The organism is Heminiphilus faecis, from assembly GCF_008728965.1.
GTDB classification, from domain to species: domain Bacteria; phylum Bacteroidota; class Bacteroidia; order Bacteroidales; family Muribaculaceae; genus Muribaculum; species Muribaculum faecis.
In genome coordinates, this window is sequence record NZ_VSMC01000017.1 from 27,525 (window position 1) to 48,675 (window position 21,151).

At 49.1% G+C, this 21,151-nt stretch carries 17 protein-coding genes; 15 read left to right on the forward strand and 2 right to left on the reverse strand.

Annotated features, from left to right (window positions below):
• Positions 1–19 precede the first annotated feature (19 nt).
• The 12 genes from FW767_RS08470 to FW767_RS08525 all read left to right on the forward strand — a co-directional run bounded on the left by FW767_RS08470 (position 20) and on the right by FW767_RS08525 (position 15,422).
• The gene (locus FW767_RS08470) at positions 20–1,273 is read left to right on the forward strand and encodes a 3-phosphoshikimate 1-carboxyvinyltransferase (RefSeq protein ID WP_121699373.1); all 1,254 of its coding nucleotides are present in this window, start codon (positions 20–22) and stop codon (positions 1,271–1,273) included.
• Positions 1,273–1,686, forward strand: a complete 414-nt coding sequence (locus tag FW767_RS08475; protein WP_121699372.1) for a phospholipase — start codon at positions 1,273–1,275, stop codon at positions 1,684–1,686. Before FW767_RS08470 ends, FW767_RS08475 begins: the two co-directional genes overlap by 1 nt.
• 15 nt (positions 1,687–1,701) lie before the next feature.
• The gene (locus FW767_RS08480; RefSeq protein WP_121699371.1) at positions 1,702–2,520 is read left to right on the forward strand and encodes a metal ABC transporter permease; all 819 of its coding nucleotides are present in this window, start codon (positions 1,702–1,704) and stop codon (positions 2,518–2,520) included.
• Positions 2,521–2,541: 21 nt separating this feature from the next.
• Positions 2,542–5,304, forward strand: coding sequence for a type IX secretion system periplasmic lipoprotein PorW/SprE (gene porW / locus FW767_RS08485; protein WP_205523872.1), 2,763 nt, complete (start codon positions 2,542–2,544; stop codon positions 5,302–5,304).
• A 13-nt stretch (positions 5,305–5,317) separates the two neighbouring features.
• The gene (gene porX, locus FW767_RS08490; RefSeq protein WP_121699369.1) at positions 5,318–6,862 is read left to right on the forward strand and encodes a T9SS response regulator signal transducer PorX; all 1,545 of its coding nucleotides are present in this window, start codon (positions 5,318–5,320) and stop codon (positions 6,860–6,862) included.
• 25 nt (positions 6,863–6,887) lie between these two features.
• Positions 6,888–7,331 (forward strand): tRNA (adenosine(37)-N6)-threonylcarbamoyltransferase complex ATPase subunit type 1 TsaE, encoded by a 444-nt coding sequence (gene tsaE / locus FW767_RS08495; RefSeq protein WP_205523873.1) that lies wholly within the window; start codon positions 6,888–6,890, stop codon positions 7,329–7,331.
• Positions 7,328–7,549 carry an Imm17 family immunity protein gene (locus FW767_RS08500; RefSeq protein WP_121699368.1) on the forward strand — a complete coding sequence of 74 codons (222 nt, stop codon included), beginning with the start codon at positions 7,328–7,330 and terminating at the stop codon, positions 7,547–7,549. The genes tsaE and FW767_RS08500 overlap by 4 nt, the downstream gene beginning before the upstream one ends.
• Positions 7,550–7,554: 5 nt before the next feature.
• On the forward strand, positions 7,555–8,832 hold the full coding sequence (locus FW767_RS08505; RefSeq protein ID WP_121699367.1) for a hemolysin family protein: 1,278 nt from the start codon (positions 7,555–7,557) through the stop codon (positions 8,830–8,832).
• Positions 8,825–9,556 carry a biotin--[acetyl-CoA-carboxylase] ligase gene (locus FW767_RS08510; protein WP_121699366.1) on the forward strand — a complete coding sequence of 244 codons (732 nt, stop codon included), beginning with the start codon at positions 8,825–8,827 and terminating at the stop codon, positions 9,554–9,556. Before FW767_RS08505 ends, FW767_RS08510 begins: the two co-directional genes overlap by 8 nt.
• Before the next feature lie 192 nt (positions 9,557–9,748).
• The gene (locus FW767_RS08515; RefSeq protein WP_121699365.1) at positions 9,749–10,903 is read left to right on the forward strand and encodes an efflux RND transporter periplasmic adaptor subunit; all 1,155 of its coding nucleotides are present in this window, start codon (positions 9,749–9,751) and stop codon (positions 10,901–10,903) included.
• A gap of 10 nt (positions 10,904–10,913) precedes the next feature.
• Positions 10,914–14,033: an efflux RND transporter permease subunit gene (locus FW767_RS08520; RefSeq protein WP_121699364.1), complete on the forward strand. Its 3,120-nt coding sequence runs from the start codon at positions 10,914–10,916 to the stop codon at positions 14,031–14,033.
• Between the two features lie 18 nt (positions 14,034–14,051).
• Complete coding sequence (locus tag FW767_RS08525) at positions 14,052–15,422, forward strand: efflux transporter outer membrane subunit (protein ID WP_121699390.1); 1,371 nt, start codon at positions 14,052–14,054, stop codon at positions 15,420–15,422.
• A gap of 5 nt (positions 15,423–15,427) precedes the next feature.
• Here the strand turns inward: FW767_RS08525 and FW767_RS08530 are convergent, their stop codons facing one another.
• Positions 15,428–15,952 (reverse strand): AAA family ATPase, encoded by a 525-nt coding sequence (locus FW767_RS08530; RefSeq protein WP_121699363.1) that lies wholly within the window; start codon positions 15,950–15,952, stop codon positions 15,428–15,430.
• A gap of 66 nt (positions 15,953–16,018) precedes the next feature.
• Between FW767_RS08530 and FW767_RS08535 the strand changes: the two genes are divergently transcribed.
• The 3 genes from FW767_RS08535 to FW767_RS08545 are packed head-to-tail and all read left to right on the forward strand — an operon-like array spanning position 16,019 to position 18,556.
• Entirely contained in the window at positions 16,019–16,963 is a 945-nt protein-coding gene (locus tag FW767_RS08535) for an alpha/beta hydrolase family protein (RefSeq protein WP_121699362.1), read from the forward strand.
• A 10-nt stretch (positions 16,964–16,973) separates the two neighbouring features.
• Entirely contained in the window at positions 16,974–17,906 is a 933-nt protein-coding gene (locus tag FW767_RS08540; RefSeq protein WP_121699389.1) for a DMT family transporter, read from the forward strand.
• Positions 17,907–17,938: 32 nt separating this feature from the next.
• Positions 17,939–18,556, forward strand: coding sequence for a nitroreductase family protein (locus FW767_RS08545; RefSeq protein WP_121699361.1), 618 nt, complete (start codon positions 17,939–17,941; stop codon positions 18,554–18,556).
• Positions 18,557–18,564: 8 nt separating this feature from the next.
• Here FW767_RS08545 and priA read toward each other — a convergent pair whose 3' ends face one another.
• Complete coding sequence (priA, locus tag FW767_RS08550; protein WP_121699360.1) at positions 18,565–21,048, reverse strand: replication restart helicase PriA; 2,484 nt, start codon at positions 21,046–21,048, stop codon at positions 18,565–18,567.
• Positions 21,049–21,151: the final 103 nt, after the last annotated feature.

The following is a 21,151-nucleotide window of genomic DNA, read 5'->3' on the forward strand; positions in this document are numbered from 1 at the left end:
ATTATAAAAGACCATAAAGATGAATTACCGTATAATACCTCCCGAAGAAATAAACGATGCTGTTATAAGGCTGCCGCTGTCCAAGAGCATAAGCAACAGGGTACTGCTGATTAACGCGCTTACCGGAAACAGAGGTTCAATAGCGGAAGTGGCGCAGTGCGACGATACGTCGGCCATGATGCGTGCGCTCGATTCTGCCGAAAACAACATAGACATAGGCGCTGCCGGCACAGCCATGCGTTTTCTGACTGCTTACTTCGCCATGCAACCCGGACGAGAGGTGACTGTTGACGGTACCGAACGTATGCGTCGACGTCCTGTTAAAATTCTTGTCGAGGCTCTGCGCGACTGTGGTGCCGACATAGAGTATGTCGGTGAAGAGGGCTTTCCGCCGTTGAAGATAAAAGGCCGCAAACTTAAAGGAGGAGAAGTGTCGTTACCCGCCGATGTAAGTTCACAATATATATCGGCTCTTCTTATGGTAGCTCCATACATGGAGCATGGGTTACGTCTTGAGCTTACCGGCACGCCTGTGTCGGCTCCGTATATCGACATGACGCTCGGATTGATGAAGCAGTGGGGTGTCGAGGCCGATGCTGACGGTTCTGTTATATCCGTGGCTCCGCAGGCTTATACTCCGGTCGATTTTACTGTTGAGGCTGATTGGTCGGCGGCCTCATACTGGTTTGAATTGGGAGCATTCTCATTCGGCGACATAAAACTGCTCGGGCTTGAGCGCGACAGTCTGCAGGGCGACAGCCGCGTGATCGACTATTTCCGTAACTTCGGTATAGAAGCGGAGTGGGATGACCGGAGCTCGCTTGAACTGAATCCGTCACCTGACATTTCTCCTCGCATCAATTTGGACCTTACGGAGCAGCCCGATCTTGCGCAGACTCTTACGGTGACATGCTGTGTGTTGAATCTGCCGTTTCATATAACAGGATTGTCTACATTGAAAATCAAAGAGACCGACCGTATTGAGGCTCTTTGCACCGAGTTGCGAAAACTCTCGTTTGTCATTGACCGTCCCGATGACTCTTCGCTTGCGTGGGAAGGCCGCCGAGTTCCTGCTGACTCCTCTGGACTTGCCATAGACACATATGACGATCACCGTATGGCACTCGCATTTGCTCCGGTGGCGTTTTTCCTTCCGGGAATAGTCATTCGCCATGCCGAGGTTGTGTCCAAGTCCTATCCTGAATATTGGGATCATCTTCGAGCCATCGGCTTTACACTTGAAGAGGTCGCTGACGATAATCTGCCGGAGTGATGGAGGTGAGCCTTATCATATTGTCTGCATTGGTTGCGGTAGGTGCTGCCCTTTATCTTCATGACCGTTATACACGGCGTAAGGCTCCCGCCGACGAGCCGCTGTATAAAGAACCTGAGGAACAGTGCTGCGGCATGCATATAACCTGCGAGCGCGATTCACTGCTCGCTTCGGTAAGCGATACCATAGAGTACTATGACGACGAGGAACTCGACGTATACCGCGGGCGTAATGCCGACAGCTATACGGATGAAGAGACAGAGCAGTTCCGTGATGTACTGCTGACTTTGTTGCCTGATGACATAGCGGGTTGGGGACGCAGCATACAGTTGCGGGGCATTGAGTTGCCGGAATCTGTGCGTGACGAACTGTTGATGATAGTGGCCGAAGCACGCAAGAGCCGCACGTCATAAAACACATGATTAATTATGGAATATCTTCAGTATGCCTTTTTTCGTAATGCGCTCGTAGGCGTCTTTATCATAAGTATCGCCGCAGCTATGATAGGCACGTATATAATAACACGTCGAATGGTGTCGATAACCGGAGGCATTACGCACGCATGTTTCGGCGGCCTCGGTCTCGGCTATTTTCTCGGAGTAAGTCCTGTGGCTATGGCCGGACTTTTTGCCGTGGCTTCTTCGTTGGGGGTCGAGTGGATGGCTTCACGCTATAGGGTCAGAGAGGACTCCGCTATAGCTGTAGTGTGGTCGCTCGGTATGGCTGTAGGTATACTTTTTGTATTTCTTACTCCGGGCTATGTACCTGAACTGAATGGATTTCTCTTCGGCAACATACTGACCATAACCGCTGCCGACCTTTGGACATTTGCAGTGTATACTCTTGTGCTCATAGCCTTTTTCGCGGTTTTTTACCGCCGAATAATAGCTTGTGCTTTCGACAGCGATTTCGCCAAGGTGTCGGGTTTGCCAGTCAAGACCGTCAATTGTATGATGACGGTATTTGTAGCTGTATGTGTGGTGCTGACCATACGTCTGGTGGGCATCATGCTGCTTATATCCATGCTTACCCTGCCGGTGCTTGTCGCTGAAATGTGGTATAGGCGCTTTTCTTCTATCATGTTTGGGGCAATGGCTGTGTCGCTCTCAAGCAGTCTTGCCGGCCTTTTTGTAGCTACGGTCATAGATGTACCGTGTTCGGCCATAATAGTTATGCTTCAGGTTGTGCTATATGTATCGGCACGTGTCGTGAAGGATATAAGTTTACGTCGGTCGATAGGGAAGTAGCCATTCATGCGTGTATCCGTAGTGAAACCTGTACAAGTCATCTGCTTTTTTACTCTGTTGACAGCCCTTGTCAGCTGCAGCATGCGTAAAAATACGGCCCTGACACGCAATTATCAGGCATTTATAACACGATACAATATCTATTATAACGGCGACGAGCACTACAAGACTACACTCCGGGAGATGGAGCGCAGTTATGAGGATGACTTCACACGGCTGCTTTATCTACATCCTGCCGATGCGCGGGCATGTCCTGATGCTCCGCAGCCGTCGGGCGACTTTTCACGGTCGATCGAGAAGGCTCAGAAAGCCATTCAGTTGCGGTCGATAAAGCGTAAGCCCGCCCGCAAGGCCGGAAAGTCGCGCGATCAGAAGTATCGCGAATGGATGAAGCGTGAAGAATATAACCCTTTTCTACACAATGCTTGGCTTATGCTTGGCCGTTCGCAATACAACAACGGCGACTTCATCGGCGCCGCCTCGACATTTCAATACATAGCCAAGCACTTTTCTTGGCTTCCCGCTACAGTGACTGAAGCCCGGTTGTGGCAAGCCCGCGCCTACTGCTCTCTGGGATGGTATTTTGATGCGGAAGCAATATTGTCGAAAATGCCGGCCACCGATATTGCTTCGGGAGAGATAGAAGAATTGTATGACATGGCATATGCATCAATGTATATAAACTCATCCGATCAGTCGCAGGCTATACCTTATGTAAGGGGAGCCTTGCGGCATGCTTCGCGCACTCAGAAGCCTCGTCTTTATTTTTTGCTCGGGCAACTTTATGCACTTTCCGGTAAAAACAGCGAGGCCTATGATGCCTATGCAATGGCTGCACGAGGAGGAGCTCCTTACAGGACGCGCCTGAACGCGCGCATACGTCAGAGTGAGGTTTTCCACGGTTCTGACATAAGGGGAGAGGTGAAATCTCTGCGGCGTATGGCCCGTTATGAACGCAACTCGCCCTATCTTGACCTTATATATTACGCTATAGGCAATCTTTATTTGTCGCGTCGCGATACTGCGGAAGCTGTAGAAAATTACCGTTTGGCTGTGGAGCGTTCGACTCGCGATGGTATTGACCGTGCTGTCGCGCGGCTTGCCCTCGGGTCCATATATTTCGACCGTCGCGATTACGAGGCGGCTCAAATCTGTTATGCCGAGGCTTTGCCTGTGTTGCCTTCGACTTATCCCGGTTACGTTTCTATCAGACGACGCAGTGATGTGCTTGACCGTCTTGCCGTGTATGCGCAGAATGTAAGACTCAATGACTCGCTTCTGCGATTGGCTGACATGACTGAACGGGAGCGGATGGACATTGTGAACCGGCTTATAGCCGCCCGCAGGAGAACCGACAGAGAGGAGGCCGAGCGTATAAGGCGCGAAGAGTATATTGCGTTGCAAGGAGGCGGTAATCCGGCTGACGGCATAGCTGGACAGGCTTCGGCTCCTGTGGCATTTGAACTGAACACTGATGACTCGTGGTACTTTTACAACAGTACTGTGCGCAGTGCGGGCCGCGACGCCTTTCTGCGCCGATGGGGTGCGCGGCGTCTTGAGGATGACTGGCGGCGACGTGACAGGACTGTTTCCGGCCTTGCCTCTTTAGACGAGGATGTAGCTGACGGCTCTTTGTCTGACACGGATTTTGAAGATACTGATGTAAAGGAATATAACGGAGACTTCGATCTGTATAGTCCCGAATATTATCTTAGCCGCATCCCGTCAACCCCGATGCAGCGTATGGCAGCTGTCAATATTATATGTGACGGAATGTATAATATAGGCCTTATCCTGAAAGATGACCTCGGTGCTTACCCTGAAGCCGCCGATGAATGGTTACGGTTGCTTGACCGATATCCTGACAATATATATCGTCGCGACATATATTATAATATGTATCTTATGTACATGCGGGAGGGCGATGTCGTTGCGGCTGGAGGCTACCGTCAACTGATACTTGAGCATTTCCCGGATTCCCCTGAGGGTCAGGCGCTGATTGATCCTGACTTTCTCGACAATAAGCGCCGCATGTATGCTGAAGAGGAGCGTCTATACGAGCGGGCCTATGAAGCTTATCTTGAAAACCGCAATGCTGACGTACATGCACTCTGCGATACTATCACCCGACTTTCGCCGACAAGTCGGCTTATACCCAAGTTTATGTTTCTTGAAGCTCTTTGTCATGTTACGGAAGGTGATGCTGAACGTTTCAGGTCGATTCTCGAAACGATGCTCAGGCGCTATCCTGACACAGAGCTGGCTCCCGTTGCGTCGTCTTATCTTAAAGGGCTGGCAGAGGGGCGCTCTCTCAATGCCGGAGGCGACAACGTGAGAGGTCTGGCATGGACAACCCGTCTTGCGTCCGATACTGCCGCAGTGGTTTCTGATTCGGTGTTTTTTGAGCTTGACAGTGCGGCTCCCCACGTTATGGTATTGGTTTATCCTGTTGACGAGGTGTCGGGCAATAAACTGCTTTATGATGTAGCAAGACATAATTTCAGCACTTTCGTAGTAAGTGATTTTGACCTCGAACCTATGAATTTCGGGCGGTTGGGGTTGCTTGTTGTAAAGGGATTTGCTAACTTTGACGAAATTGTCCGTTATCGACGCATTTTGGAGGATGACCCAGAACTGCAGCTACCTGCGCAGGTGAGGCCCGTCATGATAAGTGTCGATGACTTCAACAGGCTTGTGAACGAGGGCCGGTCTTTTGACGATTACTTCCGTTATGTGGATGAGCGTAGTGCCGAAAGTCCGGTTGTTGCCGGCCCGGTTCTGTAAAATGTAATTTGATATGAGCCGATACAGCATACTGTGGGCTGATGATGAGATTGATTTGCTGAAGCCCCATATATTATTTATCCATGATAAAGGATATGACGTCACAACCGTAAACAACGGCCGTGATGCAGTCGAGTTTGTGCGTCGGCAACACTTCGACCTGATAATTCTTGACGAAAATATGCCCGGACTGTCAGGTCTTGAGACTCTTAACGCTATAAAACGTATAGCTCCTCATATACCTGTCATGCTCATAACCAAGAGCGAGGAGGAGGATATCATGAATCAGGCTATAGGCAACAAGATAGCCGATTATCTTATAAAGCCTGTCAATCCCAACCAGATATTGCTGTCGATAAAAAAACTCCTTCATTCAGGAGATCTTGTAAGCCGATGCGCTGCCGATGACTATCGCCGCGACTTTGCCGCGATTTCGGCCAAGACAAATGCGTGTGATGCGATTGATGACTGGTATGAGCTATACGACAGGCTTGTATACTGGGATCGGGAACTTGCGTCAGCCGATACCGATATGGAGGATATGTTACGCATGCAGTGGCGTGAGGCCGACATGGCTTTCTCCCGCTATGTAAGGACATATTACGGTTCTTGGATTGGCGCCGGTGATGATGCTCCGCTCATGAGTCCCGATATATTTCCCAAGTATGTATTTCCGCTCCTTGATGCCGGTCATAAATTATTTGTCGTGCTTATTGACAATTTACGCCTCGACCAGTGGCGGGTTATAAAGCCGTTGCTTGCCGATGCGTTTGTCTTTGACGAGAGCATGTATACTTCGATACTTCCAACTGCCACGCAGTACGCACGCAATTCTCTGTTTTCGGGACTAATGCCTGCCGATATCGCACGCATGTATCCTGACATGTGGGTTGAAGAGGGTGATGAGAACGGAAAAAATCTTTATGAAGAGGCTCTGCTGGCGGCATTGTTGAAACGCTCGCGGCGTGACATACACTTCTCTTATAGGAAGATAAATGATTCGGTTTCGGGCGATAGACTTGTGCATGAACTTGACAATCTGTCCTCAAATCAGCTCAATGTCGTGGTGATAAACTTCATTGACATGCTATCGCATGCACGTACCGAGTCCAAGATGATACGTGAACTTGCCGCTGACAACAGTGCTTATCTGTCGCTCACAGAGTCGTGGTTTCGCCACTCTTTCGCGATGGAGCTGTTCAGACGTATAGGGGAGAAAGGTTTCAGAATAGTGCTGACCACAGACCATGGCACAGTACAGGTCGACAATCCTGTGAAGATTGTAGGTGACAAGGATACAGGTTCCGGACTGCGTTACAAGGTAGGCCGTAACATGACATGCAATCCACGTCACGTCTATGACATAAAATATCCCGAACGGTTCGGTTTGCCTTCGCCCAATCTGTCGTCATCTTACATTTTTGCTTCCGGACACGACTTTTTCGTTTATCCTAACAATTATAATCATTATGTGCAATACTACACCGGCACATTTCAGCATGGTGGCATATCACTTGAAGAGATGCTGGTGCCTGTTGTAACTCTTACTGCAAAATAACAACTGATACACTATATTATTTTATATGGCAATAAATACTATTACAATTGATTCGATTGACTGTCTTGCCGATGCCGCACGTCAGTTTATCGGCCTTATGGGCGACTCTACAGTCTTTGCTTTCTATGGTGATATGGGAGCGGGAAAGACCACATTCATTAACGCGCTGTCGCGAGAACTGGGGGTTGAGGACGACCCTACGAGCAGCCCTTCGTTTGCGATTATAAACGAATATCGTTCTGACACTACGGCAGAGCTGATATATCATTTCGATCTCTATAGGCTTGAGTCGCTTGAAGAAGCTTTTGACATAGGAGTGGAAGATTATCTTGACTCCGGAGCGTTGTGTTTTATTGAGTGGCCCGAGCGTATAGCCGACATACTCCCTGATGATACTGTGCGCGTTGATATCGAGGCACTTCCCGACGGGTGCCGGAAGCTTACTATAACTGACAGCGCTGAAGTATGACACTGCAAGGCGCCACTCTTGTGCTCGTAGTTCTGTTCACTTTTTGCGGGATATTTTCCATTGTAGCTGGTATTGCCGGATGGAGCTGGTTTTTTGACAATATCAATGTACGGGTGCTTACCGGAAAACTACGGCGCCCCTTGGCGCGTTTATTATATATCGTGCTTGGTCTGGCAATATTGGCCATGGCTATGTATATGTATAATATCACTGCTTAAACCATATGAATGAATTGTTGATAATCGTGGGGCTAATATTGCTCAACGGTCTTTTTTCGATGTCGGAGACGGCATTGATATCTGCTCGTAAATCACGTCTGTCAAGAGAAGCCGATGCCGGCGACCGCGCGGCAAAGGCCGCGCTGCGCATTGCCAACGATCCCGATTGCTTTCTGTCTACAATACAGATCGGCATCACTCTTATCGGTATACTTACCGGTCTTTACTCGGGGGCTTCGTTCGCAAAGGCTTTCGGTGCTATTCTTATCGGTTGGGGCGTTGCTCCGGCCTATGCGTTGCCTGTTGCTCAGGTTCTTATCGTCGTTGTAGTGACCTATTTGTCTATAGTTGTGGGCGAGCTGGTGCCGAAACGTATCGCTTTGAGTGCCTCTGACACCGTTGCCAAGCTCGTGGCCCGGCCTATGTGGCTGCTGTCACGCATTACCATACCGGCCGTATGGCTACTTTCCGTATCTACCGGTCTGGTGGTGCGACTCTTCAATATACGTTGTGATGATAATAAGGTTACCGAGAGCGACGTAAAGTCCATCATCAATGACGGAGCGGCTTCCGGTGAAGTGAAAGAAGTTGAAAAGGAGATAATGAACCGTGCGCTTGTAATGGGCGACTTGAGAGTGGCTTCAATCATGACATGCCGCAAAGAGATAGTCACCGTCGATATTGACATGACGGCGGCTCAGGTCAAGGAAGTGCTTGCTCACGAACTGCACGACTCTTATCCTGTACTTGACGGCGATCATGAGGATGTGAAAGGTGTAGTGTCGCTCAAAGACCTTATACTTACACTTGATGAACCCGACTTTATGCTTGCCGACGTAGTTATGGCCGGTACTTTTATTCCGGAAAGCATGACCGCTTACGATGCTTTGGCCAAGCTGAAGGAGAATCACGAGCATTGTCTTATCGTGTGCGACGAGTTCGGAATGATGCAGGGTGTATTGACCCTGAATGACATCCTTGACGGACTTGTAGGCACTGTTCCGGAGTCAGCCGATGCTCAATTCATTATTCCGAGGGCCGACAATCAGGGATGGCTTGTTGCAGGACAGTGTCCTTTATATGATTTTCTTGACTACTTTGGCTGCGGTGACCTGTACGTCCCTGCCGGCTATTCTTCTGTCGGCGGACTTTTACTGGAACTTATGCGTAAGATGCCGGAGGAGGGTGAGTCGGTGACTTGGCACGATTTTAAGTTTGAAATCGTGGATATGGACATGACTTATATAGATAAGATACTTGTGACGAGATTGAGCAATGACTGACATACATCATGTAATAAGACTTGACGAGTGCAGTTCGACCAATTCCTACATGGCGTCGGTTGTGTCCGGGCTAAGTCATGGCGCCGTGGTTATAACCGACCGACAGACTGCCGGTCGAGGTCAGCGCGGCAATTCTTGGGAAGCGATGCCCGGCAAGAATCTTACGTTTTCACTTTTTATAAAACCCGACGCGATGCCGGCGCGCGACCAGTTCTATATATCGGAAGCTGTGGCGCTCGGTATAACGGACATATTGCGTCCGCTACTTCCCGATAATGCTGTGGCGATAAAATGGCCAAACGACATTTATGTAGATGACTGCAAGATATGCGGTATACTTATTGAAAACAGTCTTATCGGTTCTTCTGTCGGATATTCTATTGCAGGTATCGGTCTGAATGTAAACCAACAGTCATTTTACAGCGACGCTCCCAATCCGGTGTCGCTTGTTATGCTTACAGGCGTGCAATATGACCTATCCAAGCTGCTTGATGATGTAGTGGATGCCATACTGTCACGCCTTTTGCAGCATGTGTATGAGCGCCATGCCGATTATATGTCTTCTCTTTACCGACGTGAAGGTGCCGGTTATCGCGATATGTCCACAGGCGAGGAGTTCCATGCCATAATTGCGGGAATTGCCCCAACCGGTCACATGACGCTGCTTGATACGGAGGGCAATTCACGCACTTACGCATTTAAAGAGGTAGCTCTTGTCCTGTGATACATAGGCCGCCGCTTTCTGACTGATGAGGCTGTTGGCTGTATAATACAGGTTGTTAGTCATATTAGCCGGTATACGGCATATCTTAATTAAAAACATTAAATTTGTGCCGTCTAACGGTTGTCCTTATTGAAGGATGAACCGATAGCCGGTTTTATATGTTTACTATTTGCACATTATCGCTTATTGAACATGAAAGGATTTTGTTTAAGATTGAAAAAGACGTTATCGCTGTTGGTTTCCGCTGTGGTTATTAGCGGAGCCTTTTATGGATGTAAGAAGACTGTTACAGAGTTGCCGGTCATTGCAGTAGAGCCTGCTCATCAGGAAGATGTTGAGATCTATGGTGAATACGTAGGCAGGGTAAGGGCGCAACAGTTTGTCGAGGTCCGGGCACGAGTCGAAGGGTATCTTGAAAAGATGCTGTTCGAAGAGGGTACTTATGTGAAAAAAAATCAGGTGTTGTTTATCATAAATCCCGACCAGTATCGCGCCAAGGTCGACAAGGCACGCGCTCAACTTAAAAAGGATGAGGCGCAGGCGCAGAAGGCTGAACGTGATCTTGAGCGCATAAAGCCGCTGCACGAGCAGAATGCGGCAAGCCGTCTTGATCTTGACAATGCTGTGGCTGCCTACGAAACCGCCAAAGCTGCGGTGGCTATGAGCCGCGCCGACCTTGCACAGGCTGAGCTTGAACTCGGATATACTACAGTAAGGTCACCGTTGTCGGGACATATAAGCGAACGTAATGTCGATCTTGGCACTTTGGTAGGACCCGGTGCTAAATCCTTGCTTGCTACTATCGTCAAGAGCGATACGGTACTTATAGACTTCAGCATGACGGCGCTGGACTATCTGAAAAGCAAGGAGCGTAATGTAGCGTTAGGTCAGCAGGACAAGACTCGTTCATGGCAGCCTTATGTCACCATAACTCTTGCCGACAATACTGTGTATCTTCATAAAGGTATGGTGGATTTTGCCGAGCCGCAGGTTGATCCGGAGACAGGCACATTCTCGGTACGAGCGGAGATGCCTAACCCTGAGCGCGCCATATTGCCCGGCCAGTTTACAAAGGTAAAAGTATTGCTTGACATCAGGGAGGACGCTACCGTAGTGCCCCAGAAGTCTGTCATAATCGAGAAAGGCGGTTCATACCTATATATCATGCGGGCCGACTCTACCGTAGAGAAGCGTTTTGTGGAGCTCGGACCGGAATTCCAGAACAATATTGTGGTCGAGCGCGGTCTTAATCCCGGCGAAAATGTGGTTGTGGAAGGCTACCACAAGCTATCGCCCGGAATAAAGGTGAAAGTGGCCGATGCTATAGTTGAAGAGGAAAAAGAATGATGATGAGTGTATGAAGATGAGTTTTTTTATCGATCGACCCGTATTTTCGATCGTTATATCGATACTTATAGTGATCATAGGCATCATAGGCATGACCATGTTGCCTATCGACCAATATCCGCAGATAACGCCTCCGGTGGTTAAGATCAGTGCTTCTTATCCCGGAGCGAGTGCCCTGACTGTGTCACAGGCGGTTGCTACTCCCATAGAGCAGGAGCTTAACGGTACGCCCGGCATGCTTTACATGGAGTCGTCAAGTTCAAATTCGGGCGGCTTTTCTGCGACGGTGACGTTTGACATATCGTCCAATCCCGATCTGGCTGCCGTAGAGATACAGAACCGTATAAAACTGGCTGAGTCGCGACTGCCGGCAGAGGTAGTACAAAATGGTATATCAGTGGAGAAGCAGGCTCCAAGCCAGCTCCTGACCATATGTCTTACTTCATCAGATCCTAAATTTGATGAGATATATCTGAGCAATTTCGCCACTCTCAATGTCCTCGACCTATTGCGCCGTATACCCGGAGTGGGGCGTGTGTCCAATATCGGGAGTCGATATTATGCCATGCAGATATGGGTTCAGCCTGACAAACTTGCCAATCTCGGCATAACCGTAGGTGATCTTCAGAAAGCACTGAAGGATCAGAACCGGGAATCGGCCGCCGGAGTACTCGGACAGCAGCCTGTCAAAGGACTTGACATAACCATACCCATCACAACACAAGGACGACTGTCATCAGTAAGCCAATTTGAGGATATAGTCGTGAGAGCCAATCCTGACGGCTCTATAATAAGGTTGCGCGATGTGGCCCGTATATCGCTTGAAGCGCAGTCTTACAACACGGAGAGTGGTATAAACGGTGAGAATGCCGCGGTACTTGCCATATATATGCTGCCCGGAGCCAATGCCATGGATGTAGCCACTCGCGTCAAGGAGGCCATGAAGGAGATTAGCTCGAGTTTTCCCGACGGGTTGAGCTATGACATACCTTTCGACATGACAACCTATATATCGGAGTCTATTCATGAGGTGTACAAGACTCTTTTCGAGGCTTTGTTTCTTGTGATTTTTGTTGTATACCTGTCGTTGCAGAGCTGGAGAGCAACTCTTATTCCGCTTATCGCCGTGCCGATTTCTCTTATCGGTACTTTCGGCTTCATGCTCATATTCGGGTTCTCGCTCAACATGCTTACCCTGCTTGGTCTTGTCCTTGCTATAGGTATTGTGGTCGATGACGCCATAGTGGTAGTGGAAAATGTAGAGCACATAATGGCTACAGAGGGACTGTCGCCCTACGAGGCCACAAAGAAGGCCATGACAGGTCTTACGAGCCCTATCATAGCTACATCGCTGGTTCTTGCCGCGGTGTTTGTGCCGGTAAGTTTTCTCGGCGGCATTACAGGACAGCTTTATCGTCAGTTTACAGTGACCATTGTCGTGTCGGTGCTCCTGTCGGCAGTTGTGGCTCTTACACTGAGTCCGGTCATGTGTTCGCTCATACTTCGTCCGGCAAAAAAAGATGAGAAGAAAAATATAGTGTTCCGTAAGATAAACGAGTGGCTGGCTACAGGCAACGATAAGTTTGTCAGTGTCATAGGCGTAACTATTAAAAACAAAAAGCGCGTGCTCGTGGGCTTCGTATCCATGATAGCCGTTATACTCGTCATAAACCACCTTATGCCGTCGAGCTTTCTTCCGGTCGAGGACCAAGGCTACTTCAAGGTCGAACTTGAACTGCCCGAAGGTGCTACACTTGAGCGTACCCGCACTATCACGGAGCGAGCCGTGGCTTATCTTACGGCCAACCCGGCTGTAGAGTATGTGCAGAGTGTGGCAGGAAGCAGTTCGCAGGTAGGAAGCAGTCAGGCACGTAGTGAGCTGACGGTGATTCTTAAACCGTGGGAAGATCGTGATGAGCAGACCATCGATGATATTATGGCGGTGGTGAGAAAAGATATGGCGCAGTATCCGGAGTGTAAGATTTATCTGTCGCGTCCGCCTGTGATTCCCGGTTTCGGTACATCGGGCGGTTTCGAGATGCAGCTTGAGGCTCGCGGTGATGCCACCCTCGACGACCTTGTCAATGCCACCGATACTCTTATGAAGTATGCGTCGGAGCAGAAGTCCATTACCGGGCTGTCATCGTCATTGCAGGCCGATATACCGCAGCTTTATTTTGATGTTGACCGAGACAAAGTTAAGTTTTCTGGAGTTCCGCTGGCCGATGTGTTTTCGACAATGAAAGCATATACAGGTTCGGTGTATGTCAACGATTTCAATATGTTTAACCGCATTTACCGTGTATATATTCAGGCTGAAGCTCCATATCGCGAGCATCGTGAGAATATAAACCTCTTTTTTGTAAGAGGGAGCGGCAATACGATGATACCGCTTGCTTCACTTGGCTCGACTTCATATACTACAGGTCCGGGCAATATAAAGCGCTTCAATATGTTTAATTGTTCGGTGATAAGGGGAGAAGCTTCCGGTGGCTACAGTTCGGGCGAGGCTATGGCCGCACTTGAGAAGATCGCTTCCGAAAGACTGCCTGAAAACATTGGAGTGGAGTGGAGCGGTCTGTCATTTCAGGAGAAACAGGCCGGAGGCAAGACCGGACTTGTGCTTGCGCTGGTGTTTTTGTTCGTGTTTTTGTTTCTCGCCGCTCTTTATGAGAGCTGGACTGTACCTGTGGCGGTATTGTTGTCGTTGCCGGTGGCTGCATTGGGAGCTTACATAGGCGAGTGGATGTGCGGGCTTGAAAATGACATATACTTCCAGATCGGTCTTGTGATGCTTATGGGTATGGCGGCTAAAAATGCCATACTTATCGTGGAGTTTGCCAAGGAGCAGACCGACAAGGGGGTAGATGCACTTCAGGCGGCGATTTATGCGTCAAAATTAAGGTTCAGACCTATTCTTATGACGTCGCTTGCCTTCATCCTCGGCATGCTTCCCATGGTACTTGCTTCAGGGCCGGGTTCTGCAAGCCGTCAGGCCATAGGCACAGGTGTATTTTTCGGAATGATATTTGCCGTAGTGTTTGGCATATTGCTTGTGCCATTCTTCTTTGTGTTGATTTACCGGAGTGTCATGAAATTTAAAAAGCGCGTGACCTCGAAGTCTGCGTGATAAAAACTTATGGGATTTATGAGATTACATATAATAATAGCGTCGCTGGCAGCCATGACATTGTCGCTCGGATCCTGCAAACTTGGACAGAAGTATGTACGTCCCGATATGTCTTTGCCCGAAAATCTCGGTGTTACGGTCACTACCGATACATTCTCGATAGCCGACCTCGGATGGTGGGACATATATACCGATACCATACTCCAGCGTCTGATCAAGCAGACAATGGAGCACAATAAGGATCTGCGCATAGCTGATGCGCGTATCAAAGAGCTTGCGGCGCGCAAGCGCATAGAATTTGCGGGGCTTTTCCCGGAAATCAACGGAAGTTTCTATGCTCAGAAAGAAGGACTGAATTACGGAGGTGACAATTTTAAAAACGATCCGGAGTATGGTCTTAAAGCGGCAATGAGCTGGGAACTTGATCTGTGGGGCAACAAGCGATGGGCCAATGAGCGCGGCAAGGCGCAATTTATGGCCGGTATTGAGAATCGCCGGGCTTTGACCATGAGCCTTGTAGCCGATGTGGCTCAGGCTTATTATGAGCTTGTGGCCCTTGATCAGGAACTTGCTATTGTGAAGCAGACTCTCGAAGCCCGTAGGGAGAGTGTGCGTCTTGCCAAGTTGCGTTTTGAGGGCGGCCTTACTTCCGAGACGGCTTATCAGCAGGCTCAGGTTGAATATGCCCGCACGGCTACGCGTGTTCCCGTGCTCGAACGTGACATTGCTATGAAAGAAAACGAAATTTCGTTTATTGCCGGTGAGTTCCCTTCGGGTATAGAACGGTCGTCGCGTATCAATATGCGATTGCCTGAAGAACTGCCTGTCGGTATTCCGTCGACTTTACTTGAGCGACGTCCTGACATACGAGCCGCTGAACAGAATCTAATTGCTGCAAATGCAGCTGTGGGAGTGGCTTATACCAATAGGTTTCCGCGTCTTGCTCTGACCGGACAGTTTGGCGTCGAAAGTGAGGAGTTTTCCAATCTGTTTAAGTCGCCGATGCACTTTCTTAGTGCGAGCCTTCTCGGTCCGCTGTTTGATATGGGACGCCGTCAGAGCGCTTATCGGGCACAGCAGGCGGTCTATGAGCAGGAGTGTTATGCTTACGAGAAAGTGGTGCTCAATGCCTTCAAGGAGGTGCGTGACGCTATTGTGGCATACAACAAGGCCCGTGACATATATGAAACCATGGCCCAGCTTGTACATGCATCCAAGACCAACATGGACCTTGCCCAGCTGCAGTATATAAACGGAGTTATCGGTTATATAGATGTGCTTGACGCTCAGCGTAGCTATTTTGATGCACAGGTAGGCCTGAGCAATGCCGCTTTATACAAGCGTCTTGCCATGGTGCAGCTTTACAAGGCTCTTGGTGGGGGCTGGTGACGGTTTTACGGCTGTTGAGGGGCGATGCTGATGTATGGCTCGTCATCATGCGGACGTTCAAACCCTTTATAAAACAGTTCAACCATATCGTCGGTCACTATGGCCGCATCGGGTCCCGGTGTCAGATTGCGTTTCCGAAGTCGCTTTTTTAGTAGCTCGAGCGGGGTGTCGAAAAATATAAGCGAATATTCGGCTCCGAGCGAAGACACATACCTGCGGTAGAAGTCGCGTTTGGCCCTTTTGCATAGCGGGGAGTCAATGATGACTTTATGTCCGGAGGCTATAAGTCGACTTAATTCTTCCAGCAGACTTTTTTCGGCAATGTCGCGGTATTCGTCATACCGGTCTTCGGGATAGTCGATGCCGCATAACCCGTGTGTGCGCCACATAATATCGTCAATTGACAGATGCCGGTAGCCTGAAGACGCCATACTGCGGGCAAATGTAGTCTTTCCCGACCCTGAAATACCGCACAGCAGCAATACCTGCTTATAGCTCTTTGTCATATACTTTTCTTCCTGCATATTCATATTGTACAAAAGTATAAAAATATCATGTTTTTTATATACTTTTGTGTATAAATATAGAATGGAAAGATGAGTCTAAAATATATCTTGTGTTTTTTCCTTTTGGCTTTTCCTTATGGTTCTGCTGCCTTTGAGTTGCCTAAAGAGACATATGTATTTGATGTTACTGCCGGCGGCGATACTCTGCGGCTTGATCGCTATCCTGCTGTCAGAGGCTGTGATGACAAAGGTCAGATTGTCGTTTTTGCTTTTGGCGGCGGTTTTCGTGGCGGCAGCCGCGATAGCGCATCGTTCATGCCGTTTTTCCGCTTTCTTGTCGAAAACGGCGTCACGGTGGTATCGACCGATTATCGTACGGCGCTTAAGGATGCCGATCCGGTGCGATTAGCGACTTTGCCGGGTTTCAAAGATGCGTTGTATGAAGCTATATCAGTGGCTGTAACCGATTTTTATAAAGCTACGGCCTTTGTCATAGAACACAGTCCTATGTGGGGAGTGGACAGCGCCAAAATCATAGCCTGCGGGTCGAGTGCCGGAGCCATAACGGTACTTCAGGCAGAATACGGTATATGCAATGATATGGTGCCCAGCGGTATACTTCCGGCTGATTTTAATTATGCCGGTGTCATATCTATGGCGGGGGCCGTATGTGCAGAGGGCGTTCCCGAGTGGACTGCTATGACAGCTCCCATAATGCTTTTTCATGGTGATGCAGATAGTGTGGTGCCGTTTGAGAAGGCTGTAATCGACGGGTTTGGCCTATGGGGATCGTCTACGGTCAGCCGGGCACTTGGTGGTATGGGGCTGTCACATGTGTTTCATGTGGTGCGTGGCGGAGGCCATGAGGTGTCAGGTACTCCCATGACACGTTATAGGGGTGAGATACTCAACTTTATACGACTCACGGATTCTCCCGGCGTATGCCGTACGGCTACTATTGAGGAGACAATCCCCGGCACCGGAGACTACAAGACTGATTTTACAATAGAGGATTATCTGCGGTCCAATATGTAGTATGATGTTTATGTGCCCGAGTGTATCAAATAGAGCGCGTGGTTATGTGGCCGGTGCCGTGGCGGCCGCTTCATACGGTGTTAACCCGCTGTTGGCGCTTCCGCTGTTTGCTGTAGGTGTTAATTCCGATTCGATGTTGTGTTATCGTTATGTTCTTGCGGTGATAATGCTTGCCGTGTCCATGATTGTTATGCGTAAAAGTTTTCATTTGACCCGCAGGCAGATACCTCTGATGGCTCTGTTTTCCATACTTTTTGCCTGCTCGTCCCTGCTGCTTTTTGAAAGCTACCGATATATGGATGTCGGCATAGCGTCCACCATACTGTTTGTATATCCTGTATTTGTCGCTATAATAAATACTTTGTTTTATCGTGAACGGCTTTCTGTAGTTACCGTTCTGTCGATAGCTTTGGCTTTGGGGGGCATAGTATTGCTTTATTTCGGGGGAGATGCCGAGGCTAACCTGAGTGTAACCGGTACGGTGCTGGTTATATTTTCAGCCGTGGCTTATGCACTTTACATGGTGGCGGTCAACCGTACGTCATTGCGGTCGGTGCCTTCTCTTACGCTGACGTTTTATTCTGTGTTTTTCGGACAGGCGGTATTTTTTGTGCGCATCTTGTTCTGTTCTGGATTTACTCCTGTGGAGGGGACTCTGCCATGGGTTTGTGCGGTGTCGCTCGCCTTATTTCCTACGGTGGTTTCGTTGCTGACAATGGCTGTGGCTATTCATGACATAGGATCGACGGCTACCGCTATTCTCGGGGCTCTTGAGCCGGTGACTGCCCTCATAATAGGAGTATGCGTCTTTGACGAGCGACTCACGGCCCTTGCTGTCACCGGTATAGTGATGGTTCTTGTGGCTGTAACACTTCTTATACTGTCTAAGCCGCTTATCAGGATTCTGCGCCAGCTTTCGGTGATGTTGCATGTGATAAAATAAATTGAACCAATTAACCATAAAAACATTTAATTATGAAACAGATAATATTATTGTCCTTACTTATTATGACTATGCTTGGCTGTAAAAATAATACTCCGGCTGATTGTGTATCCAAGGCAGACGATGCTTCTGTAGTTCTTGACGCTATAGCTACACGTACAAGTGTAAGGAGTTACGTCACCGATCGTGCGGTGCCGGACGATACCGTGACTCTGCTGCTCAAAGCGGCTATGGCTGCTCCTACAGCCGTTAATAAACAGCCGTGGGCTTTTGTTGTCGTCAATGAACGGGCCATGCTTGACAGTCTTGCCGAAGTGCTCCCTTATGCACGTATGTTAAAGCAGGCACCTTTGGCAGTAGTGCCTTGCGGCGATATGACCCGTGCTCTTGAAGGTAACGGACGCGACTTTTGGATTCAGGATGTTTCGGCTGCGACTGAAAACATGCTTATCGCTGCCCATGCCCTTGGGCTTGGAGCCGTGTGGACTGGCGTATATCCCGATATGGAGCGTGTCAATGATGTCCGCAAGGTGCTTGGCATGCCTGACGAAATTATACCGTTGTGTGTGGTGCCGATGGGGTATCCTGACGGAGCACAGACACCCAAAGATAAATGGGACGAGAACAAGGTCAGATACAACAAGTGGTGACTGAGTCGTCACATGGGGTCTACGTCATAGTATACTTGCAGCGATCGCAAGGACGGGTCGGTCATGAATTCCTCGTAAACGGAGCGAAGCAGGTCTTTTACCTTGCGCATGGAAGCGCTGATTTCAATTTTTAGCATGATTTTACGTATGTAAAGCGACTGGATACGGGCCACATGGGGTTCGTCAGGTCCGAATACGCGGTTGCCGAACATCTCGCGCAGCTTGTCGCCGTAGCGTGCGGCGGCCTCTATCAGCCGGTCAAGATCGCGGTGTTTGAGATATACATTTATCACGCGGGTATAGGGAGGATAGTTGTAACGGCGCCGTTCGTTGAGCTCATGTTCGTAGTAACCCTTGTAGTTATGGCTCTGTACAAACGACAATATCGGGTGAGCCGGCTGTGAGGTCTGTATAACGACAAGCCCCCGGGTATTGCGTCGTCCGGCACGTCCGGCAACTTGTTCAAGCATGTTGAAAGCCCTTTCAGAGGCCCTGAAGTCAGGGAAGTTGATAAGAGTATCGGCATTGAGTACTCCTACCATGCTCACTTTGTCGAAGTCGAGTCCTTTGGTGACCATTTGTGTGCCCACGAGTACCTGTGACTTGCCTTTTGAAAAATCGTCTATGATGTTTTCGTAGCTGTCCTTGTTGCGCGTAGTGTCGAGGTCCATGCGTGCGATTTTTACATTGGGAAATGCAGAATCTGCTATATCCTCTATGCGCTCAGTGCCGTAGCCGTGTACCTCGATGGCCGGTTCCTTGCATGACGGGCATATGGACGGTAGCTTGTAAGTGGCTCCGCAATAGTGGCACACCATTTCGCCTGCACGTTTGTGATAAGTAAGCGACACATCGCAATTCTGGCACTTTGGTACGTAGGCACATTGGCGGCAGGTGACAACCGGAGCATAACCCCGGCGGTTATGAAACAGGATTATCTGCTCTCCGCGGCTCAATGCCTCGCGCGACAGACGCCCCATCTCTGCTGTCATAGGACCGGAAGCAGTACGTTGCCGGCGTCTTTCATCTACGGTGTCGATGATTTTAATGGCTGGCAGCTGTACTCCTTCAAAACGCTGCGACAGTGTTACAAGCCCGTAGCGCCCGTTGAGCGCTTTGTAGTAGGTTTCGATAGATGGTGTGGCGCTACCCAGAAGAGTCTTGGCTCCGTGCATTGATGCGAGCACGATGGCGCAGTCGCGCGCGTTGTAGCGTGGTGCCGGGTCAAATTGTTTATAGCTCGATTCGTGTTCTTCGTCGACAATGACGAGTCCGAGTTTGGAAAACGGCAGAAACAGCGAGGAGCGTGCTCCTAAAATGACACACGGACGTGAATCGTGTAGAATGCGTTTCCATAGATCTACCCGTTCGTTGTCGGAAAATTTTGAGTGATATATTATGACTTTGTTGCCGAATACTTTTTGCAATCGTCGTGTAAGTTGTGTGGTAAGAGCTATTTCCGGTACAAGAAACAGTGTCTGCTCGCCTTTTTTCAGTACATAGTCGATAAGGTGGATATACAACTCGGTTTTGCCGCTTGATGTTACACCGTGGAGCAGTATGATGTCTTTTTCAAGGAAGCCGTTGTGTATTTCATCCAAGGCTTTGTTCTGTGCTTCACTTAATACCGGAAGTTGTCCGATGTCGGTGCCCAGATAGCGGAAACGGTTTATCTCCCGGGTGAAAATCTCGATGATGCCTTTTGATGCGAGTGCCGCTGCTATGGCCGATGATAGTCCGGTAGCTTCGAGCAGAGCGGCACGCGGCACATCATCACATTCTCCATTTCGACTCCTTTTGTTGAGCGAATCGATAAGAGCTATGAGTAGCTTTTCCTGTTTGGGTGCGCCTTTTACAGCGTCAAATGCCGCGTGCATGGCCGTGTCGTCGTTGCGGTCAACAGCAAGCCGCAGGCATGTTTCCTTTTTTGAGCGGTAACGCTCCACAAGTTTTTCCGATACGATGACGATGCCCTTCTCAATCATTTTGGCGGTAAGGGTCTCGGCATTTTGCAGACCGGTGCGCTTCTCTATGTCGCCGAGCGGCATGCGTCCGTTGTGATCAAGAGTCTGTGCGATTATGGCTTCGCGTTCGGTAAGGCGTTCGGTCACAGTCTCTTCGTAGTCGGGGTTTAATTCTATGAATGTCTCGCTCTCGATTTTAAGACCGGCCGGTACGGCGGCTTTATACACATCGCCTGTGGCACACAGATAGTATTCCGATATCCATTGCCATAACTTAAGTTGCGGATAACGCAGTATGGGACCGTCGTCAAGTACGGATACTATATCCTTGACCTCAAAACCTCGCGGAGCCACTGGCGTGAGCGATACCACAACGGCGGTATAATATTTTTTTCGGCCAAACGGTACTATTATCCTGTAGCCTATGCCGATCTTATCCGTAAGATTGCGGGGTATGCTGTATGTGAATGTCCCGTAAAGCGGCAATGGTAATATGACTTCGGCATATTGTCGGGTCTCTTCAGGCATAGGCTGTTTGGATTTAGTTATGTAAGGATACTAAAACATATTCAAAGATACGTACAAATCCTGAAAGTATAAAGATAAATCATTACATTTGTGTATGCAAAGA

Coding starts and splice junctions, on each gene's coding strand:
- FW767_RS08470 (WP_121699373.1), top strand. CDS start 20: ATGAATTACCGTATAATACCTCCCGAAGAAATAAACGATGCTGTTATA.
- FW767_RS08475 (WP_121699372.1), top strand. CDS start 1,273: ATGGAGGTGAGCCTTATCATATTGTCTGCATTGGTTGCGGTAGGTGCT.
- FW767_RS08480 (WP_121699371.1), top strand. CDS start 1,702: ATGGAATATCTTCAGTATGCCTTTTTTCGTAATGCGCTCGTAGGCGTC.
- porX (WP_121699369.1), top strand. CDS start 5,318: ATGAGCCGATACAGCATACTGTGGGCTGATGATGAGATTGATTTGCTG.
- tsaE (WP_205523873.1), top strand. CDS start 6,888: ATGGCAATAAATACTATTACAATTGATTCGATTGACTGTCTTGCCGAT.
- FW767_RS08500 (WP_121699368.1), top strand. CDS start 7,328: ATGACACTGCAAGGCGCCACTCTTGTGCTCGTAGTTCTGTTCACTTTT.
- FW767_RS08505 (WP_121699367.1), top strand. CDS start 7,555: ATGAATGAATTGTTGATAATCGTGGGGCTAATATTGCTCAACGGTCTT.
- FW767_RS08510 (WP_121699366.1), top strand. CDS start 8,825: ATGACTGACATACATCATGTAATAAGACTTGACGAGTGCAGTTCGACC.
- FW767_RS08515 (WP_121699365.1), top strand. CDS start 9,749: ATGAAAGGATTTTGTTTAAGATTGAAAAAGACGTTATCGCTGTTGGTT.
- FW767_RS08520 (WP_121699364.1), top strand. CDS start 10,914: ATGAAGATGAGTTTTTTTATCGATCGACCCGTATTTTCGATCGTTATA.
- FW767_RS08525 (WP_121699390.1), top strand. CDS start 14,052: ATGAGATTACATATAATAATAGCGTCGCTGGCAGCCATGACATTGTCG.
- FW767_RS08530 (WP_121699363.1), bottom strand. CDS start 15,952: ATGAATATGCAGGAAGAAAAGTATATGACAAAGAGCTATAAGCAGGTA.
- FW767_RS08535 (WP_121699362.1), top strand. CDS start 16,019: ATGAGTCTAAAATATATCTTGTGTTTTTTCCTTTTGGCTTTTCCTTAT.
- FW767_RS08540 (WP_121699389.1), top strand. CDS start 16,974: ATGTGCCCGAGTGTATCAAATAGAGCGCGTGGTTATGTGGCCGGTGCC.
- FW767_RS08545 (WP_121699361.1), top strand. CDS start 17,939: ATGAAACAGATAATATTATTGTCCTTACTTATTATGACTATGCTTGGC.
- priA (WP_121699360.1), bottom strand. CDS start 21,048: ATGCCTGAAGAGACCCGACAATATGCCGAAGTCATATTACCATTGCCG.